The organism is Gracilimonas mengyeensis, from assembly GCF_900182705.1.
GTDB classification, from domain to species: domain Bacteria; phylum Bacteroidota; class Rhodothermia; order Balneolales; family Balneolaceae; genus Gracilimonas; species Gracilimonas mengyeensis.
In genome coordinates this window covers 135,694-160,965 of sequence record NZ_FXTP01000010.1, presented here as the reverse complement: position 1 = coordinate 160,965, position 25,272 = coordinate 135,694, and the positions used below count along the sequence as shown (strand labels likewise).

Annotated in this window: 33 protein-coding genes; 22 read left to right on the top strand and 11 right to left on the bottom strand. The window is 43.8% G+C overall.

The window, feature by feature from the left end:
* Positions 1–19: 19 nt before the first annotated feature.
* Positions 20–1,030: a CdaR family protein gene (locus FN815_RS12435; RefSeq protein ID WP_142454961.1), complete on the top strand. Its 1,011-nt coding sequence runs from the start codon at positions 20–22 to the stop codon at positions 1,028–1,030.
* 76 nt (positions 1,031–1,106) lie between these two features.
* On the opposite strand, the gene FN815_RS12430 is transcribed toward FN815_RS12435, so the two are convergent.
* Positions 1,107–2,378 carry a 4-hydroxy-3-methylbut-2-enyl diphosphate reductase gene (locus tag FN815_RS12430; RefSeq protein ID WP_142454960.1) on the bottom strand — a complete coding sequence of 424 codons (1,272 nt, stop codon included), beginning with the start codon at positions 2,376–2,378 and terminating at the stop codon, positions 1,107–1,109.
* A gap of 280 nt (positions 2,379–2,658) precedes the next feature.
* Here FN815_RS12430 and ppgK point away from each other — a divergent pair, with 280 nt between their 5' ends.
* Positions 2,659–3,423: a polyphosphate--glucose phosphotransferase gene (ppgK, locus tag FN815_RS12425; RefSeq protein WP_142454959.1), complete on the top strand. Its 765-nt coding sequence runs from the start codon at positions 2,659–2,661 to the stop codon at positions 3,421–3,423.
* Between the two features lie 119 nt (positions 3,424–3,542).
* Here ppgK and FN815_RS12420 read toward each other — a convergent pair whose 3' ends face one another.
* From FN815_RS12420 to namA, 3 genes are all read right to left on the bottom strand, one after another.
* The gene (locus FN815_RS12420; protein ID WP_246075274.1) at positions 3,543–3,923 is read right to left on the bottom strand and encodes a VOC family protein; all 381 of its coding nucleotides are present in this window, start codon (positions 3,921–3,923) and stop codon (positions 3,543–3,545) included.
* Positions 3,924–4,135: 212 nt separating this feature from the next.
* Positions 4,136–4,579, bottom strand: coding sequence for a MarR family winged helix-turn-helix transcriptional regulator (locus tag FN815_RS12415; RefSeq protein WP_185957285.1), 444 nt, complete (start codon positions 4,577–4,579; stop codon positions 4,136–4,138).
* The gene (namA, locus tag FN815_RS12410; protein ID WP_142454957.1) at positions 4,576–5,646 is read right to left on the bottom strand and encodes an NADPH dehydrogenase NamA; all 1,071 of its coding nucleotides are present in this window, start codon (positions 5,644–5,646) and stop codon (positions 4,576–4,578) included. Before namA ends, FN815_RS12415 begins: the two co-directional genes overlap by 4 nt.
* 471 nt (positions 5,647–6,117) lie before the next feature.
* Here namA and FN815_RS12405 point away from each other — a divergent pair, with 471 nt between their 5' ends.
* The 6 genes from FN815_RS12405 (at position 6,118) to rlmN (ending at position 12,295) form a co-directional block, all read left to right on the top strand.
* Entirely contained in the window at positions 6,118–8,577 is a 2,460-nt protein-coding gene (locus FN815_RS12405) for a zinc-dependent metalloprotease (RefSeq protein WP_142454956.1), read from the top strand.
* A gap of 268 nt (positions 8,578–8,845) precedes the next feature.
* Positions 8,846–9,364 (top strand): Spy/CpxP family protein refolding chaperone, encoded by a 519-nt coding sequence (locus FN815_RS12400; RefSeq protein WP_185957284.1) that lies wholly within the window; start codon positions 8,846–8,848, stop codon positions 9,362–9,364.
* Between the two features lie 72 nt (positions 9,365–9,436).
* Positions 9,437–10,063 carry an RNA polymerase sigma factor gene (locus FN815_RS12395; RefSeq protein ID WP_246075272.1) on the top strand — a complete coding sequence of 209 codons (627 nt, stop codon included), beginning with the start codon at positions 9,437–9,439 and terminating at the stop codon, positions 10,061–10,063.
* Between the two features lie 2 nt (positions 10,064–10,065).
* Positions 10,066–10,422 (top strand): hypothetical protein, encoded by a 357-nt coding sequence (locus FN815_RS12390; protein WP_142454954.1) that lies wholly within the window; start codon positions 10,066–10,068, stop codon positions 10,420–10,422.
* A gap of 5 nt (positions 10,423–10,427) precedes the next feature.
* Positions 10,428–10,940, top strand: coding sequence for a Spy/CpxP family protein refolding chaperone (locus tag FN815_RS12385; protein ID WP_142454953.1), 513 nt, complete (start codon positions 10,428–10,430; stop codon positions 10,938–10,940).
* Positions 10,941–11,176: 236 nt separating this feature from the next.
* Complete coding sequence (gene rlmN, locus FN815_RS12380; protein ID WP_142454952.1) at positions 11,177–12,295, top strand: dual-specificity RNA methyltransferase RlmN; 1,119 nt, start codon at positions 11,177–11,179, stop codon at positions 12,293–12,295.
* A 25-nt stretch (positions 12,296–12,320) separates the two neighbouring features.
* Here the strand turns inward: rlmN and FN815_RS12375 are convergent, their stop codons facing one another.
* The 4 genes from FN815_RS12375 to FN815_RS12360 all read right to left on the bottom strand — a co-directional run bounded on the left by FN815_RS12375 (position 12,321) and on the right by FN815_RS12360 (position 14,627).
* Entirely contained in the window at positions 12,321–12,752 is a 432-nt protein-coding gene (locus tag FN815_RS12375) for a hypothetical protein (protein WP_142454951.1), read from the bottom strand.
* Positions 12,749–13,765, bottom strand: a complete 1,017-nt coding sequence (locus FN815_RS12370) for a hypothetical protein (protein ID WP_142454950.1) — start codon at positions 13,763–13,765, stop codon at positions 12,749–12,751. Before FN815_RS12370 ends, FN815_RS12375 begins: the two co-directional genes overlap by 4 nt.
* Before the next feature lie 84 nt (positions 13,766–13,849).
* Positions 13,850–14,134 (bottom strand): hypothetical protein, encoded by a 285-nt coding sequence (locus tag FN815_RS12365; RefSeq protein ID WP_142454949.1) that lies wholly within the window; start codon positions 14,132–14,134, stop codon positions 13,850–13,852.
* Positions 14,135–14,255: 121 nt separating this feature from the next.
* On the bottom strand, positions 14,256–14,627 hold the full coding sequence (locus tag FN815_RS12360; RefSeq protein WP_142454948.1) for a helix-turn-helix domain-containing protein: 372 nt from the start codon (positions 14,625–14,627) through the stop codon (positions 14,256–14,258).
* A gap of 170 nt (positions 14,628–14,797) precedes the next feature.
* Between FN815_RS12360 and FN815_RS12355 the strand changes: the two genes are divergently transcribed.
* The 8 genes from FN815_RS12355 to FN815_RS12320 all read left to right on the top strand — a co-directional run bounded on the left by FN815_RS12355 (position 14,798) and on the right by FN815_RS12320 (position 18,895).
* Positions 14,798–14,935 carry a hypothetical protein gene (locus FN815_RS12355; protein WP_185957283.1) on the top strand — a complete coding sequence of 46 codons (138 nt, stop codon included), beginning with the start codon at positions 14,798–14,800 and terminating at the stop codon, positions 14,933–14,935.
* Between the two features lie 102 nt (positions 14,936–15,037).
* On the top strand, positions 15,038–15,982 hold the full coding sequence (paaA, locus tag FN815_RS12350) for a 1,2-phenylacetyl-CoA epoxidase subunit PaaA (protein WP_142454947.1): 945 nt from the start codon (positions 15,038–15,040) through the stop codon (positions 15,980–15,982).
* A gap of 263 nt (positions 15,983–16,245) precedes the next feature.
* Positions 16,246–16,548, top strand: a complete 303-nt coding sequence (paaB, locus tag FN815_RS12345; RefSeq protein WP_142454946.1) for a 1,2-phenylacetyl-CoA epoxidase subunit PaaB — start codon at positions 16,246–16,248, stop codon at positions 16,546–16,548.
* Between the two features lie 74 nt (positions 16,549–16,622).
* Positions 16,623–16,805, top strand: a complete 183-nt coding sequence (locus FN815_RS12340; RefSeq protein ID WP_142454945.1) for a hypothetical protein — start codon at positions 16,623–16,625, stop codon at positions 16,803–16,805.
* Positions 16,805–17,107: a type II toxin-antitoxin system RelE/ParE family toxin gene (locus FN815_RS12335; RefSeq protein ID WP_142454944.1), complete on the top strand. Its 303-nt coding sequence runs from the start codon at positions 16,805–16,807 to the stop codon at positions 17,105–17,107. Before FN815_RS12340 ends, FN815_RS12335 begins: the two co-directional genes overlap by 1 nt.
* 29 nt (positions 17,108–17,136) lie before the next feature.
* Positions 17,137–17,919, top strand: a complete 783-nt coding sequence (paaC, locus tag FN815_RS12330; protein WP_142454943.1) for a 1,2-phenylacetyl-CoA epoxidase subunit PaaC — start codon at positions 17,137–17,139, stop codon at positions 17,917–17,919.
* A 90-nt stretch (positions 17,920–18,009) separates the two neighbouring features.
* Complete coding sequence (gene paaD / locus FN815_RS12325; protein WP_142454942.1) at positions 18,010–18,525, top strand: 1,2-phenylacetyl-CoA epoxidase subunit PaaD; 516 nt, start codon at positions 18,010–18,012, stop codon at positions 18,523–18,525.
* A gap of 1 nt (position 18,526) precedes the next feature.
* Complete coding sequence (locus FN815_RS12320; protein ID WP_142454941.1) at positions 18,527–18,895, top strand: hypothetical protein; 369 nt, start codon at positions 18,527–18,529, stop codon at positions 18,893–18,895.
* 41 nt (positions 18,896–18,936) lie between these two features.
* On the opposite strand, the gene FN815_RS12315 is transcribed toward FN815_RS12320, so the two are convergent.
* Positions 18,937–19,932 carry a hypothetical protein gene (locus FN815_RS12315; RefSeq protein WP_142454940.1) on the bottom strand — a complete coding sequence of 332 codons (996 nt, stop codon included), beginning with the start codon at positions 19,930–19,932 and terminating at the stop codon, positions 18,937–18,939.
* A 274-nt stretch (positions 19,933–20,206) separates the two neighbouring features.
* Between FN815_RS12315 and paaG the strand changes: the two genes are divergently transcribed.
* The 3 genes from paaG (at position 20,207) to FN815_RS19350 (ending at position 21,479) form a co-directional block, all read left to right on the top strand.
* Entirely contained in the window at positions 20,207–20,986 is a 780-nt protein-coding gene (gene paaG / locus FN815_RS12310; RefSeq protein WP_142454939.1) for a 2-(1,2-epoxy-1,2-dihydrophenyl)acetyl-CoA isomerase PaaG, read from the top strand.
* A gap of 119 nt (positions 20,987–21,105) precedes the next feature.
* Positions 21,106–21,312, top strand: coding sequence for a DUF4260 family protein (locus FN815_RS19355; protein WP_142454938.1), 207 nt, complete (start codon positions 21,106–21,108; stop codon positions 21,310–21,312).
* Positions 21,312–21,479: a DUF4260 family protein gene (locus tag FN815_RS19350; RefSeq protein ID WP_142454937.1), complete on the top strand. Its 168-nt coding sequence runs from the start codon at positions 21,312–21,314 to the stop codon at positions 21,477–21,479. The genes FN815_RS19355 and FN815_RS19350 overlap by 1 nt, the downstream gene beginning before the upstream one ends.
* Here FN815_RS19350 and FN815_RS12295 read toward each other — a convergent pair whose 3' ends face one another.
* Both FN815_RS12295 and FN815_RS12290 read right to left on the bottom strand, forming a co-directional pair.
* Entirely contained in the window at positions 21,480–21,899 is a 420-nt protein-coding gene (locus tag FN815_RS12295; RefSeq protein WP_142454936.1) for a type II toxin-antitoxin system VapC family toxin, read from the bottom strand. It abuts the gene before it with no gap.
* Positions 21,896–22,132 (bottom strand): FitA-like ribbon-helix-helix domain-containing protein, encoded by a 237-nt coding sequence (locus FN815_RS12290; protein ID WP_142454935.1) that lies wholly within the window; start codon positions 22,130–22,132, stop codon positions 21,896–21,898. The genes FN815_RS12295 and FN815_RS12290 overlap by 4 nt, the downstream gene beginning before the upstream one ends.
* A 150-nt stretch (positions 22,133–22,282) precedes the next feature.
* On the opposite strand from FN815_RS12290, the gene FN815_RS12285 reads away from it, so the two are divergent.
* The 3 genes from FN815_RS12285 (at position 22,283) to pcaF (ending at position 25,194) form a co-directional block, all read left to right on the top strand.
* On the top strand, positions 22,283–23,458 hold the full coding sequence (locus tag FN815_RS12285) for a 3-hydroxyacyl-CoA dehydrogenase NAD-binding domain-containing protein (protein WP_142454934.1): 1,176 nt from the start codon (positions 22,283–22,285) through the stop codon (positions 23,456–23,458).
* Positions 23,459–23,533: 75 nt separating this feature from the next.
* Positions 23,534–23,956: a PaaI family thioesterase gene (locus FN815_RS12280; protein WP_142454933.1), complete on the top strand. Its 423-nt coding sequence runs from the start codon at positions 23,534–23,536 to the stop codon at positions 23,954–23,956.
* A 29-nt stretch (positions 23,957–23,985) separates the two neighbouring features.
* A complete protein-coding gene (pcaF, locus tag FN815_RS12275; RefSeq protein ID WP_142454932.1) occupies positions 23,986–25,194 on the top strand; it encodes a 3-oxoadipyl-CoA thiolase in 1,209 nt (402 codons plus the stop codon).
* Positions 25,195–25,272: the final 78 nt, after the last annotated feature.

The following is a 25,272-nucleotide window of genomic DNA, read 5'->3' as shown; positions in this document are numbered from 1 at the left end:
TTCCCCTCTATATTAAAGTATGTCTGAATTTTTCAATCATCCCATATTTACCCGTATCAAAAACACGGTTAAACCCGGCACCACCCCTGGTGCGGAGGAAACCGAGGTAAGGATATTGCGCCGGGAAAAAGTGATTGTCTTCATAGCCGCATACATCATGGCCGTATGCCTGTGGTTTATCGTAAACCTGAGTGACAGCTTTAACATCAACCTTAATGTTCCTATTGAGCCCGGCAACGTGCCCGAAAATATGGCGCTGACGGAAGAGCTACCCGAATTTGTACAGGTGGGAATCTCCGGCGATGGCTGGCAACTCATGAATTTGTACAGTGATCCCCCCACCGTTTCCATTAATGTGGAAGACAATGAAATAAACCTCTTTGACCAGGTTCGCCAGCGACTAAGCTATCTCCAGGATATTGACATCGCCAAGGTTCAGCCCCTTTTACTTTCTGTTGATATGGAACCTAAAGTATCTAAGAAAGTACCGGTGCGTATATATAGTGATCTCAATTTTCAGAACCGATTTGGTTTGGTAGGTGACCCGGTACTCCGCCCGGATAGTATCACTATCACAGGGGCTCAATCCAACATCCAGCAGGTAAACGAATGGGTTATTGAAGACACCTTGCGCATGAATAACATCCGGGAAGACATCACCCGAATCATTCCAATAAGTGGTTCGAATGGCGTCATTGAGCTTTCTGCTGAACAGGTGACTTTTACCGCTAATGTTTCTGAATTTACAGAAGGGCAAACAACTGTCTATATCCGAACCAGGGGACTGCCACGGGGACAAAATGTAAACTACAATCCTTCTTCGGTCACTATTAAGTACGACGTACCGATCGAGCAATTCAACGAAGTGGCGAAGATAGAGCCTTACGAAGTGTATATCCCCTATTCCAAAATTGTGGAAGACTCCACCGGTTTTGTAACGCCTGATATCGAGCTGACTGCTGACCAATTTGAGCTACGCCTGAGAAGTTTTCAGCCTAAAGCCGTGGCTTATTTTACGGTGTTGAATTAGGGTGTTAGGGTGTTAAAGTGTGATGGTGTTACAATTTTAGGGTGCTTCAGTGTTGCCGTGTTAAGGTTTTGGGTAATTAGGCTTTTTCGAGAGCTTCGGGATTTTCGTAAGGGGCAATGACTTCCTGTACAGATTTTGATCCTCCAAAGTATTTCAGAATCTCCAGCAATACTTCATCCACCAGTACATCGGGGCAAGATGCGCCTGAGGTTAGTGCCACTTTCAACGGTCCGTCTTTTTCGGGGATCCAGTTCTCTGTTTCCAGAATCTCTTTTTTCCATTGATCAAAATGGTGAATTTTTTTGGGTGATTTTAGCTCGGAGGCATCCCGCACATGATAGGTTGGGAACTGATGCTCCAGAATTTCCACCAGGTGCATGGTGTTTGAGGAATTGTATCCACCCACTACAATGGCCAAATCGGCATCCGTCTCCGACAGCGCAATAGTGGCCGACTGATTCTCATTGGTGGCATAGCACAGGGTATCGGAAGTATCAGCAAAGTGGTTAATAATATCAGATTCCCCAAAGCGCTTGATAGCCGCTTCTTTCAGAATGTCCATCACTTCCTGCGTTTCGGTAGCCAGCATCGTCGTTTGGTTGATCACCCCAAAACGCTTCATGTCTTCAATGGGATCAAAGCCTTCCGTCGCTTTGTGGCCAAAGTATTTCTCAAAGTCAGATAATGGACGATCACCCACCATGATATCCGCCAGTATTTGTGCTTCTTCAGGATTTAGCACCACTACGGTTGCGGAATGATCGGCGCTATGTGAGAAGGTTGCCCGTGTTTCCTCATGGCGATGTTTTCCATGTACTACCAAGCTGTAATCCTTTTTGCCCAGCTGCTTGCCACGCTTCCACACTTTCTCCACAAACGGGCAGGTGGTATTGTACTGATATGGATCGATACCCACCTCTTTTAGCTCTTCCTGTATTTCCAGGGTGGTTCCAAATGCGGGAACAATCACAATGTCATCAGAACTAAGAGATGAAATGGGAATGCGCTCAGTGCCATCCGTATCAAACAAAAATTGCACCCCGCGTTTTTGTAAATCTTCATTTACGGTGGGATTATGGATCATCTCACTAAGTAAATAAATATTCTTGTCAGGGTTTTCAGCCACCGTTCGATAGGCAATGTCGATGGCATTTTCTACTCCATAACAGAATCCAAAAAAACGGGGGATGTAAAATTGTACCGGGCCAAAATCGAGCTTGGTAGGCTCCAGGTCTTTCTTCATGGGATCCATGACTTTGGTCGCCTCCTTCACCGTTCTGATTACGGGAGACTGATACATTTCCGGGATGTCGAATTTCTTACGGGCCACGTTTTTCTCTGCTTTTATGATGAACTTTCTACCCTCAAAAATACCAAAAGTATGGCAAAGCGTTCCATTTATATTTGGAGGGAAGGGTGTTACAGTGTTTCGGTGTTACAGTGTTTCGGTGTTATGGTGTTATGGTGCTTTGTGCTTTGTGCTTTGTGCTTTGTGCTTTGTGCTTTGAATATATAACCATAGCACTTTAACACTGTAACACCATTTCACCTAAAAAACTTCTTTCTTTATTCATTTCTTTCGCTAAGTTTACGCGCAGTTAATTTTGTATTAATACAGGAAAGCAGCCGTGGAAGTTTTGGGAATTGATATTGGCAGTTATGGTATTAAAGGTGCCATTGTTGATGTTGAAAAAGGAGAAATCGTTTCTAAAAAACGTACTACCCAAAAAATTGAAGATACACGTCCGCACAAGCTTATCTCGAAATTGCACAAAGTCGTAAAAAAGTTTGAATGGGATGGTCCTATTGGTTGTGCCTTTCCTGCCGCTACCAGCAAAGGCATTGTACTTTCTACCACTCGAATTGACCAAGGTTGGGTGGATGCTGATGCCGACCACCTCTTCTCGGAAATCACCGGTTGTAAAGTGAGCACCATCAATGATGCTGACGCCACCGGACTGGCCGAAGTCAACTTTGGCGTAGGTAAAGATCAGCGTGGCACCGTGATTGTATTAACCGTAGGCACAGGTATTGGCTCCTCCCTTTTTGTAGACGGTATACTGGTACCCAATACTGAATTAGGGCAAATTGAAATAAAGGGCATCTCCATTGAGGAGCGGGCTTCCAACCGGGTGCGCAAAGAAGAAGGCATCCGCAAAAAAACCTGGGGCAAACGGCTTCAACTGGTATTGGAACATTACGAACATCTTTTCCATCCCGACCTCTTTATCCTGGGCGGACAGCTTTCCAAAAAAGCCGACAAAACCTTTCCCTACATCAAAATTAAAACCAAATTCAAAGCCGCCAGTTTGTTGAATAATGCCAGTATTGTAGGAGCAGCCTATTATGCAGCTTCTGTTCAGGTAGATAAGAAAGAGTTTTATAAAGGGTGAATGAGTGCTGAACGTTCGCGTCCGGTAACTACTTTTCCAATTTATCCTATCAGAAGTTTGAAAATGCGTTCACAAAACACGCAACCTGAACCTCGTAACCCGTAACCCATAGCCAATTCTCACTCATCTGAATGCAAGGCAATACGATTCCCCTCGCTATCCAAAATAACCGCCATGTAACCGTGATCTTCAGATATCAATCTTTTAGCGATTTGTACTTCCCCTCCAGCTGGCTTTACTCGCTCCTGCACTTTCTCCAAATCGGGATTGGCATTCAGGTAAACAAGCGGACCTTTCTTATTGCTGGGTACATACCAATCGGAATGTTCAATCAGGGCCCCACCTACCGTCTGTTCTTCTACCGGGAAAAGAGCCATTTGTAGATCATCACCCAAATCCATGCTAAACATCTCGAAGCCGAAAATATCCTCGTAAAAATCTTTAGCTCTCTGGATATCTTTCACCGGAATCTCAAACCAGCTAATTGCACCTTTCATCATACCATCCCCCTGTTTGATTGTGGTTGTTTGGGGATAGTAGCAGTTGGGAGGATTAATTACAAATTGTGTGCTGTGTGCTGTGTGCTGTGTGCTGTGTGCTGTGTGCTGTGTGCTGTGTGCTGTGTGCTGAAGCTTCGTAATTAGCAGTAATTTTCCATGTTAACCTTTGGAATCACGAAACCCGCAACCTGAAACACGCAACTCACATCTCCCTACACCCTAACTTTTTCCAGGAGTGCATTCAGCTGTTCAGCTTCATCCTCTGATAACAGCTCAAACTGATCATCCAGCTCATGCAATTTGTCGTCAATCTTTGCCAGCAACTTGATGCCCTCGTAATTGATAAACACTTGTATCAAACGCCCATCTTCGGGCGACTGACGCTTGCGCACCAGCTCTTTATCCACCAAGCGATCCACTAATCTGGAAGCATCCGAGTTTTTATCGATCATCTTCGCTTTGATCTCTTTGGTACTCATCGGCTCGTTATTGGCATCTCGTAAAATCCGCAGGATGTTGAATTGCTGCTGTGTGATTCCGTATTCCTCCAGGAAATCCTTCAGGGTGGTACGCAGCCAGACTTCCGTCTCGCAGATGTTATCGCGCAGTTCTTGCCAAATGTTTTGATCGGTAGCGGTTGCTGTAGCTGTGCTCATGGTTTTGCTCGTTTGTATTGATTGGGCCATTCTATATTGTCACGTAAATTATCGGCGGCGTGCAACGGGAAATAAGGATCGCGTAAAAACTCCCGCGCCATAATGATTAAATCCGCTTGTTCTGTTCGCAAAATTGTTTCTGCCTGCTGGGCTTGGGTGATGATGCCTACTGCGCCGGTGGCAATCTCAGCTTCCCGTTTAATCTGTTCCGCAAAAGGCATTTGAAACCCCGGACCGCCATCCACTTTTTGTTCCGGTACCAGTCCGCCCGAGGAAACATCAATCAAATCCACTCCCCGCTTTTTTAATTCTTTGGATAGATTCACCGAATCCTCAATAGTCCAGGATTCACGTTCAGGCAGCCAGTCGGTAGCAGAAATGCGTACAAATAAGGGCAACTCGGCCGGCCACACTTCACGGACGGCTTCCGTTACTTCCAGCACCAGCCGGATGCGGTTTTCAAAGCTCCCGCCATATTTATCGCTTCGGTCATTGGACACAGGCGAGCAAAATTCGTGCAACAAATATCCATGGGCAGCATGAATCTCCGCAATCTCAAAACCGGCCTTCAGGGCACGTTTCGCCGCCGCTACAAAATCCTCAATCACTTTTTCGATATCATGCTTTTCCATCTCTTTGGGAACCGGAGCATCTTCCTTAAAAGGGATGGCACTTGGTGCCACAATATCCCAACCCTCTTTTTCTGGGGTGATGTATTCGTTTCCTTCCCATGGCTTATTTTTGCTGGCTTTGCGTCCGGCGTGTGCCAGCTGTATGGCCGGGATCGCGCCCTGGTCTTTAACAAATTCCGTTATTTGCTTTAGCTTTGGCAGATGTTCGTCTTTCCAGATGCCCAGGTCGGCGTAGGAGATGCGTCCTTCGGGGGAAACCGCTGTGGCTTCACTCATCACAATGCCGGCCCCGCCAACGGCTCTTGAACCCAAATGTACCAGGTGCCAGTTCGTGGCAAAGCCATCTTCCGAAGAATATTGACACATCGGCGAAACCATGATGCGGTTCCGGCTGGTTAGCGATCGCAACGCTACTTCCGAGAAGAGCTTACTCATATTTAATTAGAACCTTCTGTAGATGATTTTCTTTGGGCTAAATATATCGGTTAAACATTAATGTTCAAACAACTTCATAAAATAGGCTGTAATTGAAATTGAACTGCTATGTGAACGTTTTAATAACCCTCCTTTCTTCAGGCCAAAATAAAGCCTTGTCGATTGTTAGCTTTTTACTCATTCACAATTACCCAATCTGCACCTCTAAAAGTTATCTTTCTCAGATGAATGCCAAGAAGGTACAAGGACACCAAGCCTCACAAAATATTACTCATTCAAAACCTTCGTACTACTTAATGCCTTCGTGACTTTGTGGCGATAAAGAACTGAGTACTACTGCCATTGTACTCACTTCGAACCACCCGGCCTGAATATAATTCCCCGTTACCATTCGTAAAAACTTGCAAGCTTTTTGAGAAAGCCGGCTTTTATGAGTATTTAAGCTCGTCTTTTAACATTAGCCTTGCCTTTATGTCATACTCTACTGTTTGTCGCCTTCCTTCTGTGCTCTTGTTTTTTGGGGTGATGATACTCTCTGCCTGTAGTTCTTCCCAAGCGGTCAATCAATCATCATCCAGCCAGCAAAACAGCAGCCCTTCTTCCAATATGGAAACTTCCGAGGGCTTGTTCACTCTCCATCAATCCGATGGAAAATTGTTTTATGAAATTCCGGATTCCCTGCTGGGTCGGGATATGATCATACTGAGCCGGATTGCCAAAACCGCACAAGGACTGGGCTGGGGCGGCGACCGAATAGCGCCCCAACAAGTAGTGCGCTGGGAGAAGAAAAACGGGCGGATTTTCCTGAGGGGCATCTCTTATGATAACAGCGCCAACCACGATGATCCCGTGTACCGCGCCGTCCAAAATTCCAACTTCCCCACCATTATTGCCGCCTTTGATATCCTGGAAAGCAAAGATAACAGCTCCATGATCGATGTAACCGATTTATACCTGGAGGATTCCAAAACATTTGGGCTGCAAAACCGTGATCGCAGCCGCTACAAAATTAGCCGGCTAGACCGCAACCGTTCCTACCTAGAATTTGCCAAAACTTTTCCCACCAATATCGAAATTCGAACCGTACTAACCTACGAAGCCGCCGAACCACCTTCGCAGGAACGCACCGGGGCTGTATCATTGGAGGTAAACCACAGCATGATCCTGTTACCCAAAGAGCCCATGCGTCCTCGCTTTTATGATGAACGCGTGGCTATGATGAGCGTTTCCCAAACCGACTTCAGCGACGACGCCCAATTCAGCAAAGTAAAAGAATACGTAACCCGCTTCCGGCTGGAACCCAAAGATCCCGAAGCTTACAAGCGCGGCGAACTGGTAGAACCCAAAAAGCCCATCATCTTTTACATTGACCCGGCAACGCCCGAAAAATGGCGTCCCTATTTTATGGAAGGTGTGAATCAGTGGGTCGAAGCTTTTGAAGCGGCCGGTTTTAAAAATGCCATCCGTGCCGAAATGGCTCCTGAAGATGATCCCAACTTCAGCCTGCTGGATGCCCGTTATTCCGTCATCCGGTATATTGCAAGTCCCGTACACTCCGCTAACGCCGGCCCCGATGTAGTGGATCCCCGCTCCGGCCAAACCATCCGCGCCCACATGAATATGCATCAGAATATCATGAAACGAATGCACTGGCTCTCCCTCAGTCAGACCGGCCCCCGAAATCCTGAAGTACAAAAGCCGCATCTTTCCACGGAAGAAATGGGGAGATACCTACAATATGTGGTTTCCCACGAGATGGCTCATGCCCTCGGATATCCCCATAACCAACGAGCCAATGCAGCTTATACCATCGAACAGTTACGCTCACCGGAATTTACCAACGAGAATGGCAACTCAGCCTCGGTGGTGGGACGTACCCGTTTCAATTATGTAGCTCAGCCTGAAGATGGCGACGTGCGTGTTCACCGCGGTTACGGAGAGTACGATGCATGGGCACTGAAATGGGCTTACACAGCCTTTCCTGATGCGAACTCACCGGAAGAAGAAAAGGAAATTCTTAACGAATGGGTGGCGGAGCGGGGTGACAATCCCGCCCGGCAGTTTGGCTATGGCAGGGATGATTTTGACCCCACACAAATAACCGAATCCATTGGCGATGATTGGGTGGAAGCCAGCGAACTGGGCATGAAAAACCTGCATCGCATTGTGCCCAATCTCATCGACTGGATGGGCGTTGAAGGCGAAGACTACGAGGAAGTGATGATGCGCTACATGCAAATGTACATGCAATGGGGGCGCCTGACTGAGCGGGTGATTGCAGCCATTGGAGGCTCAACGGAAGAATTAAAAACCTACGGTCAGCCCGGCGTAATCTATAACGAGATTTCAAAAGAAGAACAGCAACGCTCTATGGCTTTTTTGGATGAGCATCTTTTTGCCACTCCCAAATGGCTGATTGATCATGAGCTTCTGAGAACGTTTGAGCATGTAGGCGTGGTGGAACGCATCCGGTGGTTCCAGGCCTCCAGCCTGAAGGATTTAATGGCACCGCACCGGCTGGAACGCCTGGTAGAACAGCGGGCACTTTTGGGAGAGGAAGCTTACGGTCCGGCCGAGATGTTGGATGATGTACGAGGCAGCATCTGGAAAGAGTTAAACAATAACGAAGAAATCGACCCCTTCCGCCGGAACCTGCAAAATGCGTGGTTAGATCAGGTTAGCTATCTGCTTTTGGAAGCTGAAGCTGAGGCCGGAAATCCGCCCGGTGACTATCGTCCCGATATTGGCTACGTGGAGTTGCGCACCGATTTCCATATACAGCAATCCGACATCCGGGCCCTGCTGTTTGAACAGCTTTCCATCCTTAAAAAGGAGGTAGAATACGCCCTTCAAAATACCGATGAGCGCTATAACAACGCTCACTTAAAATATGTAAAGCACCGCATTGAGCAGACATTAAATAGAATTTAGTGGGTAGTATCTGTTTCTATCATTAAAAAAATAGAGAAAGCTTTGGTCTAATAAATTAATACCACGAAGGCACAAGGACACCAAGTATCACTAAGAATTAACCATAAAGCCTTTGTGACACTTCGTGCTTTCGTGTCCTTGTGGCAAGCAGGGTTGCGTATCTACGATTAGAATCTTTTCTACTCTCATTTAAAAATTTTTACCTCAACAGAAAGTTTTTTCCATCGGTGTCATCTAACTATCTGAACACCCAATAATGGAGAACACCATGAAACGACTATTGAACTTTCTTTTTGTAACGGTATTGATATCCTCCCTCTCCTTGCCTGTGCTGGCACAGCAGTACAGCAGAGACTGGCACCGGGGACAACGCTTTAATCAACAAGCACAATTTGATCGCGGCGCATTTGGTAATCGACATGATATGATGATGGCCCGCTTAAACCTAAGCGATGAACAGCGCACCCAAATCGATGAGCTGTATGTAGAGAACCAGCAAGAAATGCTGCCACTGCGTAATGAACTTCGGGAAAAACAAGCACGGCTCAGAACACTGCAAATATCTGCAAACTATGATGCCGGTGCCGTGAATGATCTTTTAGAAGAAATTGGTGCTTTGCGTACTGAAATGAGCATCAAACGTAACGAGCATCATCAGGAAGTACGCAACTTGCTCACGGACGAGCAACGCATACTGTTCGACAACAGACCATTCCGCAATGGTGGCCGCGGCCAAGGCATGCGCGGCTACGGCAGTTGCGGAGGATTTAGTCCGAGAAACCGATAAGTTGAAAGTAGCTTAAACATGGGAGGTACCGAGATTACCTCCCATGTTCTTTTCCATATATAATAGCTAATTTTGAGTCAACAGATCCCCATAACAAAAACGGATAAGGGATTTATCGAAAATCCGGACTTTATAACGCGCCTGACACAGGGGGATGAAGCCGCCTTCAAAACCCTGGTAAACGATTACAAGGATCGTGTCTATAATACTTGTCTGGGTTTTTTGAAGAATCCCCACGATGCCGAAGATGTAGCCCAGGAAGTGTTTATACAGGTGTATGATTCTATTGGGGATTTCCGGGAAGAAGCGGAACTGTCTACATGGATTTACCGGATTGCGGTAACCAAATCACTGGAGCTGCAACGGTATCGAAAACGAAAAAAGCGTTCCGGTTTTTTTCAGGCATTGAATGCCATGTTCAATGAACCGGATGAGGCTGAGGATGAATCCGGATTTATGCATCCCGGTCTGGCCCTTGAAAACAAAGAACGGGGCAAAGTGTTATTCCGGGAAATTGATAAACTGACCGAGAAACAACGTGTGGCTTTTACCCTGCATAAAGTGGAAGGCTTAAGCTACAAAGAAGTAGCCAAAGTGATGGAACTGAAATTGCCTGCGGTGGAATCACTAATACACCGCGCTAAGCAAAACCTGCAAAAGGGACTTGCTTCCTATTATCAACAAAATGAAATTGATTGAAAATGAAGGAATCTAAGCAACATACCGAGCATGAAATAAAGAAAACCATGCAAGTACTGGACGAGATGGAACGTGCCACTACTGATTCTTTTTTCTATAGCCGCCTGCAGGCCAGGATTGAAAACCGAGAACAGACTGAGCCCAGACAGGGATGGCATCTTGAATTCGGCTTTGCTGCCGCAGCTGCCATTGTTTTGATCTTTGTTTCACTGAATGTACTGGTGCTCACCCAATCTCCGGATATTCTGGAAGCAGAAGCTACCGTTGATCGCGAAAATTTTATGGAACAGCTGGCCGCTGACTACCAGGTTATTGACCCCAGCTACTACGAATCTGCCGAAACGACTGAAGAGGAATAAAACCTATGGAATATCAACAAAAATACCGCTGGGCCGTGACCGGACTTGTGGTGATGATACTCTTGAATGCCATCACCCTTGGAGCGATTTGGTTTGACCGGCCCGATCAAATTTTGCAGGAGGATGTTGAGCGTCCTCCGCGTGATCATATGCAGCAGTTCATGAAAAAAGAACTGAATCTTACCGATGCTCAGGCTGATACGATCCGAACCATTCGCGGCCGACACTTCCGGGAAGTACGCCAGCTAATGGGAGATCTTGGCGAAACACGCAATGAGTATTTTGAGGCTATGACGAATTCAGGACAGGGTAATTCTGATATCAAAGACAGCCTTTCTAATGAATTAACCAGCCGGTATTTGCAAGTTGAAAGAATGTTGTACCGCCATATTTCGGAAGTGGGAAATGTACTCGATGACGACCAAAAGCCTCGCTACAAAGAACTTATGAAAGAAACTTTTATACGAGGGAGGCACAATGGCAAAAGAGAGCAACGGCGAGGACATGAGAGGAAGTAAAAGGGTGAAAAAGGAGATGAGTACATAAGGTTATAAGGAAGAAATACCGTCTATCTTTCTCCACTTTCGGTTCAAGTGGAATTGAGACAAAACGGTTGATTTACAAAGCGAGCCGGATATTAACAACCCTGCGGACAGGCCTTGGAGCATAACTCTAAAACTTTGCGCTCTTGGCGGCCTTGGCGGTTAATCAGCAACTATTCGATGTTCGGGCTATAAATGCGTATCTTTGAGACATGCAAACTACAACGACTTCTACCAAAACCGACCTAAAAGCCCTCAGTAAGAAAGAACTCACCCATTTTTGTGAAGAGCTGGGGTTGCAGAGTTTCCGGGCCGATCAAATTTTTCAATGGCTCTATCAAAAAGGCGTTTCTAATTTTGATGAAATGACTAATCTCTCGAAAGATTTAAGGGAGAAACTTCACGATATTGCCACCATCAACCGCATTAAGCCGGTTCAGCAGCAAGAGTCAAAAGATGGCACCATCAAGTTTTTGTTTAAACTTAATGATCCTGAGAAGGATTATAAGGTAGAAGCCGTACTCATCCCTGATTTTTTTGCAGATGGAGTGGCGCGCCGCTTGACGGTTTGTGTCTCTTCACAGGTAGGATGTGTGTTTGGATGTAGCTTTTGTGCCACCGGTAAAATGGGGCTTTTTCGTAATCTCACCCATGGTGAAATTGTAGATCAGGTTCAGTACATCAATGATTTGGCTGAAGAGAAGTATGGGAAGAAAATCACCAACATTGTGTATATGGGGATGGGCGAGCCCCTGCATAATTACAAAGCGATTGTAAATTCCGCGCACATCATCACAGATCCGTTAAGTATCGATCTTTCTCCAAAAAGAGTCACGGTATCAACGGTTGGTCTCACCAAGCAAATTAAACAGCTGGCTGACGACCAGGAGGAATTCAATCTGGCTATTTCTTTGCACGCCCCCACCGATGAGAAGCGTGACAAGATTATGCCCATCAACGCCTCTATGAACCTGGAAAGCCTGGAAGAAGCCGTAAAATATTATTACAAAGCTACCGAGCGTCCCATTACCTACGAATATTTGCTGTTTGATAACTTTAATGACAGCAAACAGGACGCCCGCGATCTGGCTAAAATTGTAAAATGGGTGCCCAGCAAAGTGAATATCATCATGTATAACAACGTGGCTGGTGTGGAGCTAAAACGTGCCCGTGAAGAACGCCTTGATGATTTTATGCGGGAACTCATACGGAATGATGTACGCGCCACCGTTCGCAGAAGCCGGGGTGATGACATCGATGCCGGCTGTGGTCAACTGGCCATCCGCGAAGGCGGCGAGAAAGGGAAATCAATTGCGGACCGGAAGAATTAGGTATTATCCATTTGATTTGTAAGACTCATCTTATTTCTTTCAAAACTAAAGTTTTTCTTCCTGTTCTACGGTAAGCTAACAATAATAGTAGTAATCCAACTTTAACTGAGATAGAAATAACTGGTGTTTTTGAAATACCACAAAAACAAGATTCCCCAAAATAAATCAGTTCAACAACACTAAATATTATTCCAATAATCACAAAGTTAACCAATATCATAAGTATAAAATCTTGTATATGATTATTTCCAAATAACAATATGAACACTGCAGTTAATTCCACCACTGAAATAACAAAAAGCACCCAAATAGCAACATAGGGATGATCTGTAAGGTAAGATATGAGAGGAATATCTATATATACCTCTGAAAAGATATATACCAATTTTCTGATAGCTGAAAAAAGTAAAAACCCAGAGATGATCCACACAAACCATTTTGAATAATATACTTTCATAACTCCTCAAGAGATAATACAGTTATTACAGGTCCTCCCTTTGTCTCGTGTAAAGCATATACTTTATTATTGTATACTTTAGCCTTTTTTGCTTCAAATGGAAGCTCGATACTTCTTTCGAAACTCCCATCGTTTAGGTTGTAAACCAAGAGTACCTTTCCCTTCTCTAATTTGTCCTGAAGCTCTAATATCCTGCCTCTAATCAAATACCAAAATCCTTCATTATAACTGGTTTTTTTTCCTGAATGAAGAACATAAACGTTTCTTTCTGCAATTGATACATCCAAAGATGACGTAATATACTTGTGGGCTGAAGGAATACTAAGACCATCCTCTTGCTCTCTTTCAGGAAATGGAATGTTTGGTTTGCCCAATGTAATAAAATCTACCCCATCTTCAGATATTTTTATAACTGTGGATGAATATTTTGATACATAGACAATTGAATTTTTTGCGCTCTCTGTAGCGAACTCTCCTTGTTTTAGAAGAAAATTATCCCTTATTGGATGTAACAATTCACTTTCATTTTCAATAATAAACTCAATAGAATTACTATTCTCATCCACAATTTCAGCAAATGAATCCCTATTCATTCTTAAAACCAATTGTTTCCCATTCTTTAAAGGAAATGCAAATAACCCACCACTAAAACCTCCTGCGGGGGGACTTTCTTTGAGTAATTCCATACTGGATGAAAATGTGCTGATTCGTTGGTTTCCGCCATCCCAAATAATTATTTCCCTTGTTAATTGATCGATTAATATACTCGTAACATTCCCACTAAACTCTCCCGGTCCATACCCAATTCTAGTACATCCAATATTGTGCTCAGTGTATATGTTGACAAGGCAAAGTTCTTCATCCACTCTAGATAGATCAGCTATCAATACTAATGAATCGTCTACCACATAAATATTTTCTGGATTATAAACTTTGTCATAGATAAAGTTTTCCTGTGCATTTACATTTTCACAAATCAAAAGAACTAAGACTATCGCTAAATATCTGATCATATCTTAAATATTTTACATAATTATAGAAAGGCATTACATAACCAAAAACTCATCTCAAATTTGATAATTGAAGTGATATTCACACTATTCAAGAAAAATATCGGCTATGCAATGCCATAAGTTAAACCTGATTCTTATCTCATTTTTAATAGCTCTTAAATCATCATCACAATCACCTTTTGATTTACAAAACTGATCAGTGTTTCCCCAGCATCCTAAAAATTTGAAAGAACCCATCTTAATTGTACAACTTGATTGTTGCTGTATTGCTGATTCTGCATTTACTTCTGATGATGTAGTTTGGAAAGAAAAAAATGCTACTGTCAAAATGAACATTATCTTTAGCAACTTATTTATTCGATTATTCATAGTAATTCTCCTTTTATTAACGTTATTGTACCGAAATTACCTACTTCATAATTATGAGATATGAAGCATAAATCAATATATTTTCATATCCATTTTAAAAAGATTATATCCAAAATGATTTTCATATATACATTCTATTTATCAGTATTTCATATTTTAAATCGGTATAAGTCGTATTAAAATTTATTTTTAAAAATTTATACAATTCTTGTTCATTTGAAAGACCACTTATTTGTGCAAGATTATAACTTCCACAATAGGGGGCATTGCTTAGAACGGTTTTAATACTAATAAACCGCACCTCTTTCATCATCTTTTTTGCCGAAATACCAAAATGAATTTTAACTGTCTTATTCAATTTTGTAGTTGAACAATTAGCAAACTCTGCCCAGTCTTTTACATGCCTAATTTGGGAAATCTCTTCCGATAGTATTTTTTTTATCTTGTTAGCTTCAATTCTCGCAAGCATCTTTCTCTTTTCATCAACAGTCATTAGTACCCCTATTTTTTGTTCACCCAATTATTTTTAAAGAGTACAAATACACATTATTGTTACAATTATAAGTTTTTTCTAATTATTTATGACTTTGTACAATTAATTCTAACTAATAAAATGCCGGTGTTGAGCTAAAACGTGCCCGTGAAGAACGCCTCGATAACTTTATGCGGGAACTCATACGAAATGATGTACACGCCACCGTTCGCAGAAGCCGGGGTGATGATATTGATGCCGGCTGTGGTCAGCTGGCCATCCGTGAAGGCGGCGAGAAAGGGAAGTCGATCGCTGACCGGAAGAATTAATTTACTTTTCTTAAAGCCTTGGCATTTCTATATCCGAACTTCTCTTAGTAAATTCCTGTTCAAGCAGAAAAGCGCTTCCAAAAAATATCTTATATTTGAGCCATGGAAAATCAAGAAAAGTTAGACGAGTTTCAGAACCGCATTGAAGCGGGAGAAAAAATTGAACCCAAAGACTGGATGCCAGACAGGTATCGTCAGCAGCTCATCCGCATGATGAGTCAGCACGCACACTCTGAAATTGTGGGCATGCTACCTGAAGGCAACTGGATTCAACGAGCTCCATCTCTGAAAAGAAAATTGGTATTACTGGCCAAGGTTCAGGATGAAGCCGGTCACGGCCTGTATCTTTACAGCGCCACCGAAACACTGGGCATTAGCCGGGATGAATTGGTAGATCAATATCTGTATGGGAGTGCCAAGTACTCCAGCATTTTCAATTATCCCACCATGACTTACGCCGACATCTGCGCCATTGGCTGGCTGGTGGATGGAGCCGCTATTGTCAACCAAACCATGCTGGCCCGCTCTTCCTATGGACCGTATTCACGTGCAAACATTCGTATCTGCAAGGAAGAAAGCTTTCACAAAAAGCAGGGATACGAGATGCTGGCAAAAATGGCAGATGGAACGCCCGAACAGCAGGAAATGGCCCAGGATGCCGTAAACCGCTGGTGGTGGCCAAGCCTTATGATGTTTGGCCCGCACGATTCCGACTCGCCCAACAGCGCTGAGCTTATCAAGTGGCAAGTGAAACTGAAAACCAATGACGAGCTCCGTCAGCATTTTGTAGACCGAATGGTGATGGAAGCGGAAGCTATTGGAGTAACTCTCCCCGATCCGAATCTGGAATACAACGAAGAAACTGGCCATTGGGACTTTGGTGAGATTCCCTGGAATGAATTCTGGAATGTGGTAAAAGGCAACGGCATCATGAACCGTGAGCGCATGAAGGCTCGCCGGAAAGCCCATGAGGAGGGCGAATGGGTGCGTGAGGCGGCTGCGGAATATGCGAGGAAGAAGAAATTGCGCCAAGAGAAAGCATCTTAAGTAAGATAGAATTCAGAAAACAGGAGTCAGAACTCAGAATATTCTGACTCCCCTCCCTGTAAAATCAACAAGCTGATTTTACGGTCCCTCCATGAGGGACACAGATTCTGGCCAATGGTATAAAGTTTCTCAAGGATATAATACTTAGCATTGGCCAGAAATTTATCTCTCTTTGGAGAGAGACAGAATGTGCAGCTCGCTGCATCATTCAGTGAGAGGGAAGTGGTGGATTCGAAATTAATGTATAAATCGACAAAACATTCATGACAGATAAAAACAACAATGACAACTGGCCCCTCTGGGAAGTATTCACCCAGCCCAAATCCGGTAAGCCTCATGAGCATGCCGGCAGCTTGCACGCCCCCGATGAAGAAATGGCTCTTCAAAATGCGCGGGATACCTATGCCCGACGAAACGAAGGGGTGAGCATCTGGGTAGTTCAATCCAAACATATTACTGCCTCAACTCCGGATGATATGGGACCATTTTTTGATCCGGCCAATGATAAACCCTACCGGCATCCGCAATTTTATAGCGTGCCAAGGGCTGTGAAGAAACGATCTTAGTTAAAGGTTATTTGTTAATGCTGTATTAATTAAATTAAATCTAAGAATTTCCTTGTAATCTAAGTTTTAAGAATATGGAATCTACCATTGATAAAAAACGCATCATAAAAGCCATGGAAGAACTGCCTGAAGATGCGACAGTAGAACAAGCGATATACAAGCTCTATGTACTGGATCAGGTAAGTAAAGCTTTGAGCCATTCCGGTGAAAAAAAATCACAGGATGAAGTTAAAAAGCAGCTTTTAAATAAAAGTTAATGCATACCATTATTTGGAATCCACAGGCTCAAGAGAACCTGCGTTCCATTAAGTCATATTACCTGGATGCCGGGATTGATGAAGAAACCATTGATAATTTTTTACTTGGAATTTTCGAGGCAACTGAAAAATTAATTAAGCATCCAAGTTCTGGCCGAATTGTACCAGAGATTAATGATCCAAACTTCAGAGAAATTATTTGGAATAATACTTGGCGCATTATTTACATGCCGCCAAACAACGATGATGATGTAGTGGAAATAATGAATGTGTTACATACTGCTCAAAACTTCGGTAGTTAAATGTTTTACAAGAATTCTGATAACTTACTATGATAACAACCAAAGAACTTACCAAACAAGAAGCCTTTCTCACCTACCTCCTTCGTCTTGCTGACGATCGGTTGATACTGGGGCAACGCAACTCTGAGTGGTGCGGGCATGGGCCCCAACTGGAAGAGGACCTGGCCCTTGCCAATATCTCGCTGGATATGATCGGCCACGCCACAGCATTGTATGAATATGCGGCTGAAATCGAAGATAAAGGGCATGATGAAGATTACTTTGCTTTTTTTAGGGATGACCGTAATTTCACAAACCTACAGCTTTGCGAACTCCCGAAAGGTGATTTTGGCTTTACCATTGCCCGCCATTTTTTATTTAGCGCCTTCAGCTACTTTCAATATGAAAGACTTAAAAATGCCAAAGACGAACAATTTGCCGGAATGGTGAATAAGCATCTGAAGGAGATCAAATATCACCTTAGACACACCCGCGAATGGGTATTGCGATTGGGTGACGGGACCGAGGAAAGTCACCAGCGCATACAGGAATCCTTTGACGAGCTCTGGATGTACACCGGCGAGCTTTTTTACATGGATGAAGTAGATGAATGGATGATTAAGGAAGGTCTTGGCGTTGATTCTTCTACGTTTAAAGAAGATTGGAAAGGACTGGTTGAAAATACTCTAACGGAAGCTACGTTAACGGTGCCCGACTGGGATCAGTTTATGATGAGCGGTAGCCGCAAAGGTATCCACACCGAGCACTTGGGACATTTACTGGCACAGATGCAGTTTTTGCGCCGCTCTTATCCCGATGCAGAATGGAAATAGAAAATTAGTTGCAAGGCTCAAGTTATAAGGAGCAAGTCTTCTTTACACCTTGAACCTTGTCACTTGCTTCTTATTCATATAAGCTAACCTATGGCAATTTCGAAAACCCTACATACCGAAGCACAAATCTGGGATTTCCTGAGGGAAGTGACGGATCCGGAAATTCCTGTGCTCAATATTGTGGAAATGGGAATTGCCCGCAAAATAGATGTAGATGAAAAGGGTAAAGTGTTGGTCAAAATCACCCCCACTTATTCCGGTTGCCCGGCGATGAATGCCATTGAAAAGCTGGTGAAAGAGAAGCTGGCAGAGCGTAATGTAGAAGACTTTGTGGTTAAGCTGGATTTTGCCGAGACCTGGACCACCGACTGGATGACCGACGAAGCCAAAATCAAACTCAAAAACTATGGCATTGCCCCGCCCGATGAAACCGGTGACAGTGAAGACGATTTTCTCAAAAGTCTGTCAACAACCAAGGTAGTCCCTTGTCCGTTTTGCGATTCTTTTGAAACCGAATTAGTCAGTCAGTTTGGTTCTACAGCTTGCAAAGCTCAGTATTTTTGCAAAAATTGCGAACAGCCGTTCGAACATTTTAAGTGCATTTGATATGAAACGTTTCTTTCTTCTTCTGTTTGGTATGATACTCACCACTTCCGCTTATGCACAGCTCAGATCGGGTGAATTTTATCAGCCACCTGCCTCACATATCGATAGTACCACCCATTTAACCTTTGTACCTGTCAACTATGGACAGTTTCTACAGGAAATAAACATTGACGATATAAAAGACCAGCAAGTAAATTCCAATAAAACATTTAGAAGGGCCGGCTGGTTGATGAAAAATATATTTCTCCACAGCAAATTTGATGAGTTCGGTTTTTATCCACCCGTAGAAAGCATGGCTGATTTTACTACAAGATCTGCTTCCGAGTACAATGCCCTTGCGGAAAGGTATTCGATTTATTTTGATCGGTAACTAATTTGCTACTTTTACTTTAACCCGTTAAAAAGCCACTCTCATAATTCGGCAAGCTTTACTTTTCTTATCTCTGGATTTCTTCCCAAGGTTTTCAGCAAATAAATACTATCTCCTCTGACTTTTGCCTGCCGGGAAAGTATCGGCAATTTCTTCTCTTCCAAAAAAGCTCCGCTGTATCTGTCATAAATTAATAATCTTTTGGTGTGATTAACCTTTTCTATCAAAGCATCAAAATTCGTAGCGTATCTCAGCTGCTGCCATTTACTAATACTTCCCCCATGCATTAATAGATACATATAGCTACTATCCACTGTAATGTCTCTTGCTCCTTCCGGATATTTGCCCATTTCGGGTAAACTATACCTTCCACTTTGTTCCGATTGTTCATCATTGGGAGGCAATGGTATATTATCCGGCTCACTATTGATGAAGACGATTCCTTCTTCATCCACTGCCATGACCTGTGAAGAGAATTCGAATGCGATATACAGCACCCCATCAAAATTTGAGTAAAACAGGGTTTGCAACAACGTGAAATTTGCCAGAGGATCAAATTCGGTTTGCTCTGTCCTGTTAATGCTCCACAGTGGAGTTTTTCCCTTTATACCACCCTTTCGAATTCTCCAGGCTTTGAAAACCTCCTCTGTAAAATCAACCGTAAAAAGTGTACTGTCGTTGATCAGTCCGGCTTGATATATACTTCCAGTGATAGATTGATTCCCTCTAATATCCGTTTTGTACTCCAGATCAGAGGAATAGCGTGTCATACGTTTCCGTCCTGCATCCCAGAGAAAAATATCCCCGTTTGAAAAAGAAGTGCTTCTCTTATAATAAACCGGACTCACCTCTCCGGGGCCCCGTCCACTTCGCATAGCTTGTATTAAGCTCCCACTTGAGAAGTCAAAAAGTTTCAAAGTCCGTTGCTCATCTGCTATATCATTAATTACAACGCCATGATCTCCAACCAACCACATATTGTAAGGATCATATATCATTTCCCCGATTTGCGCCGAAACCGTATTTCCATAAAACATCACAAGCAGGATAACTGCCAGGCTCCTTCTCAAAGCCTGGCAATACTCAAATACTATGCTCCTTTTACACATTAGATCTCTTATCATCTTATCACCCGAAAATTGAATTATCTTTATTCTGAATTTAGATACATCAATAGATTTTAAATTTCAACTGTGCATTGATATAGGTTTAATTTCAAAAAAGCGCTTTTACTAATCTTTTGTGAATTGAATACCTTTCTCTACATTCCTGAATAAATTAATCTCTGAAATCTATAAATCTGCCAAATCCGTGATTCAGACAACATTAAACAACGGCATCTTCACCATCACACTAAACCGGCCCGAAAAGCTCAACAGTTTCAACTTTGAAATGGCCGACCAAATGAAAGAAGCCCTGATGAAAGCCGAGTCCAATAATGAGATCCGCTGTGTATTGCTGACCGGCAAGGGCCGGGCCTTTTGCGCGGGACAGGATTTGGCAGAGGCTACGGAAGTTTCGGAAGATCCCGAAAGGGACTTAAGTGAGATTGTGTACCACACCTACATGCCTATCATAAAAGGCATTCGGGAACTGGAGAAACCCGTTGTATGCGCTGTAAACGGAACGGCTGCCGGAGCTGGAGCCAACATCGCCCTTGCCTGCGATATTGTGATAGCCAGTGAGGAGGCCAAATTCATCCAGTCTTTCTCCCAAATTGGTTTGATCCCTGACAGCGGCGGCACCTACATTCTGCCCCGGCTCATCGGTCAGGCACTCGCCACAGCTCTTACCTTTTTGGGTGAAAAAGTATCCGCAAAAGATGCCGTAGATATGGGCATGATCTGGAAGGCCTATCCCGCCGACTCCTTCATGGATGAGGCCCAAGCCATCGCTCAAAAACTGGCCAAGATGCCGACAAAAGGTCTCGGACTCACTAAACGCAGCTTCAATGCTGGCTATTCTAACGATCTTGAAAGCCAACTAAAACTGGAAGCTGAGTTACAGGCTGAAGCAGGCAAAACCCACGATTATAATGAGGGAGTACAGGCTTTTTTGGAGAAAAGGAAACCCGAGTTTAAGGGACAATAGGATCACAGATTATTTTGATTACACAGATTTCGCTGATTTTTTAGTAGGATTGACAACCAATCAGCGTAATCCGCGTAATCTGTGATCGACTTATTTAGCTAACCACAAGGCTCTTCATTATGAACATCAAACTCAATTCTACCTTAAAAAATCTGTTACTCCTCGAAAATCTTGGGCTTTTCCTTGGCTCCGTCATCTTATTCGGATTGGCCACTAGCTACAGCTGGTGGATGTTCGCTCTCCTTTTCTTTCTTCCTGATGTTTCCTTTGCAGCTTACTTGATCAATACATCTGGAGTTATAACCTGCTGCATCATAAAGGTGTGATGATCGGACTGATATTAGCTGGCTATTTTGCGGAAGTAAAATTACTGGTAGCTATCGGGGTCGTATTTCTTGGTCATGCTGCTTTTGATAGGGTTTTTGGCTACGGACTCAAATTCCCCGATGATTTCAGGCATACGCATTTGGGTTGGATTGGCGTCCAGAATTGATCAAAGTTCATCCAGTCCAATTACGAATTCTGAATAAGCTGTATTTTCCACTCCCCTCAGAAACCTTTTATCTGCCGTATAGAATCTTCCATCATATTCAACAGCTAACGCCAAATAACATGCATCATACTGGGTAACCGGAAAGCGAGTAGATATAAAAAAAACTTCTTTACTCAGTTTCTCATAAGGCACGGTAATGAACGGAAGGTTTCTAATGATGGAAAAGATTTTTTCAGCGCCAGAAATGTCCAACTCTTTTCGTCTCACTTTCTTCGATAAAATATTGTCAATCTCAATTAAGAAAAGGTCCGGAACCACAAAGTTATCCAATCCGGAAAAAAACCGGCGTGCATTTTCACTCCCATCTTCTGGTAAAAACCATTTTACAGCGAAGCATGCATCTATCACAGGTATTTTCATCCTTCCCTGTCTTTCGAAAGATCTTCAGCACTATCCGAGAACTTTTTACCTGTGGCCTTGTACCTCATATACACGTCTCTGACCATGCTTTTGGTTTCCTCTAACTCTGGCCCGGCATATAATTCAAGCAGAGATTTAAGCTCTGCTTGTAGAGAGCGGTTATTTCTCTCTGCTCTTTTCTTTAGGTTGTTGAGGGTTTTTTCTTCAATATTTCTTACTAAAACGTCAGGCATATCTCCTCCTGATTGATTACATGATATCATTATGATAACATTTTCGTAAATGACATACAATCATAAAATTTTAGCTCAATTTACAACGCATTCCGCTCCAGATTCCTTATCTTGGAAGCGATTTTTCAGACGCTAAATAAAGATTATTCTATGATATCAAAAGATGCTAAGATTGGCGTGGTCGGCGCCGGCACCATGGGAACAGGAATTGCACAAGTAGCTGCTACTCAGGGGCACCAGGTGTATTTATATGATGCTTACCCTCATCAACTGGAAAAATCCAGAGAAGGGCTGGAAAGTATACTCGCCCGGCAGGTTGAAAAGGAGCGCATGACTCAAGAAGAAATTGATGGTATTCTAAACCGTATCGAGTTTGTAGATAATATCACCAGTTTTGGGGAATGTGGTTTTGTGATTGAGGCTATTGTGGAAGATTTAGAAGTAAAAAAAGATGCCTTTGCCCGCCTGGAAGGCATTGTATCCAAGGATTGTATATTGGCATCCAACACCTCTTCCCTTTCCGTAGCTGCTATCTCTGCCGCCTTAAAAAAGCCTGAACGGTTTTTAGGCGTGCATTTCTTCAATCCTGCTCCGTTGATGAAACTGGTAGAAATCATACCGGGTATTGCAACTGATAATCAGGTATTTGATAAAACCAAAGCATTCATCAAGGGGTGGGACAAAATCACAGTTTCAGGCAAAGACACCCCCGGATTCATCGTTAACCGCGTGGCGCGCCCCTTTTACGGGGAAGCCCTCCGCATTTATGAAGAAGGGATTGCCGATGCCCCTACCATCGATTGGGCCATGAAGGAAATCGGAGGCTTCCGTATGGGACCTTTTGAATTGATGGATCTGATCGGTCACGATGTGAACTATGAAGTAACCAGCACGGTGTTTGAGGCTTTTTATTATGATCCCAGATTCAAGCCTTCTTTCGCCCAAAAACGAATGGTGGAAGCCGGCTGGCTGGGACGCAAATCAGGTCGTGGTTTCTACGATTATCGTGAAGGAGCCAAAAATCCCTCCCCCAATAAAGATGAAGAACTTGGACAGGTGATCTTTGATCGTATTCTCACTATGCTGATTAATGAAGCCTGCGATGCTGTATTTATGAACATTGCCTCGGTGGAAGATGTGGACCTCGCCATGCAAAATGGGGTTAACTATCCCAAAGGATTGCTCAAATGGGCAGATGAAATCGGGCTCAAAAACGTACTGGACCGCATGACCGCCCTGCAAGTTGAATACCGCGAAGACCGCTATCGTCCCAATCCGCTATTGAAGAAAATGGTGGCCGAGCAAACGAATTTTTATGAGCAATAGTCGTCAGAACTCAGAATCCAGAACTCAGGTTTTCATATTCTGAATTCTGATTCCTGATTTCTTAAATACATCGCTATGAGTAAAGAATCACATCCCATTATACAAAACATGCTGTCCAACGATCCCTTCTCCCAATGGATGGGCATTGAAGTAAAGGCATCCGAACCCGGCTACTGTAAGCTTTCAATGAAAGTGCGCGAAGAGATGACGAATGGTTTTGGGGTTTGCCATGGCGGCATCACCTTTTCGCTGGCTGATAGTGCACTGGCTTTTGCCTCCAACTCCCGAGGCTCCGTTTCACTGGCGTTAGAAAACAACATCAACTACACTAAAAAAGTGCAGGTTGATGATATACTTTTTGCAGAAACTGAAGAGCTCCAAAACGGACGTACTATTGGCGTTTATAAAGTCCGTGTAACTAACCAGCATGAAGATCTGATAGCAGAATTCCGCGGTACGGTATACAGAACCGGGCAGAAACATGATTCAGAGAATTAAGAATTTAAAATTTAACATTTAAAATTTCCATGCCAGAAGCATATATCATAGATGGAATCCGAACTCCCATCGGTAAACTAAAAGGAGCCTTATCTCCCATTCGCGCCGATGATTTGGCCGCCATACCTATCAAGGAGCTCATCAAGAGAAACCCTGAAATTGAATTAGAAGCCATCGAGGATGTGATTCTTGGTTGTGCCAACCAGGCCGGCGAAGACAACCGAAATGTGGCCCGTATGGCATCACTACTGGCCGGTGTCCCGGTATCCGTTCCCGGCGAAACAGTGAACCGCTTATGTGCCTCCGGCATGAGTGCTACCGTGAAAGCCTATCATGCCATAAAGGCTGGCGAAGGAGATTTGTTTATCTCCGGTGGTATAGAGCACATGACCCGCGGGCCTATGGTTTTGGGCAAGGGATCTTCTCCCTATTCCGGAACTACAGAAATGCACGATTCTACCTTCGGTTGGCGCTTCATCAACCCGAAAATGGAGGAAATGTATGGCACCGACGGCATGGGAATGACGGCCGAGAACGTGGTACAGAAATACGATATCAGCCGTGAAGATCAGGATAAATTTGCCGCCTGGAGTCAGCAGAAAGCAGGAGCAGCCCGTGATTCAGGACGACTTGCCAAAGAGATTGTACCTGTAGAAATTCCCCGCAGAAAACAGGATCCCTTTCTTTTTGAACATGATGAGTTTATGCGCCCGGATACGACCCCGGAAGTTTTGGCCAAACTCCGCCCCGCTTTCCGTAAAAATGGCTCGGTAACGGCGGGAAATGCCTCTGGTTTAAATGATGGAGCCGGTGCTTTGTTGGTCGCCTCTGATCAAGCCGTCAAAGACTTTGACTTAAAACCAAAAGCCCGCATTGTAGCTCATGCTGTTTCTGGGATAGAACCAAGAATTATGGGATTGGGCCCAGTGGAAGCCGCCCAAAAAGTACTGAAACGCGCCGGATTAAAGTTGGACGACATGGATGTGATTGAACTCAACGAGGCCTTTGCTGGACAATCTTTGGGAGTAACCCGCCTGTTGGAAATGGATGATGCCGATTCCCGGCTCAATCCAAATGGCGGAGCTATTGCTTTAGGTCACCCACTTGGAATGACAGGGCAAAGGCTGTTACAAACCGCTACGGTTGAGCTTCATGAGAAGGAATCACACCAATATGCACTTTGTATGCTGTGTGTGGGCGTGGGACAAGGGATGGCTGTCATCTTGCAAAAAACTTAATGATGAAACCGCAAAGACGCTAAGAGCGCTAAGTATTTTAATGAAGTTGAAGATTAAGCAAAATTGAACAATATTTAT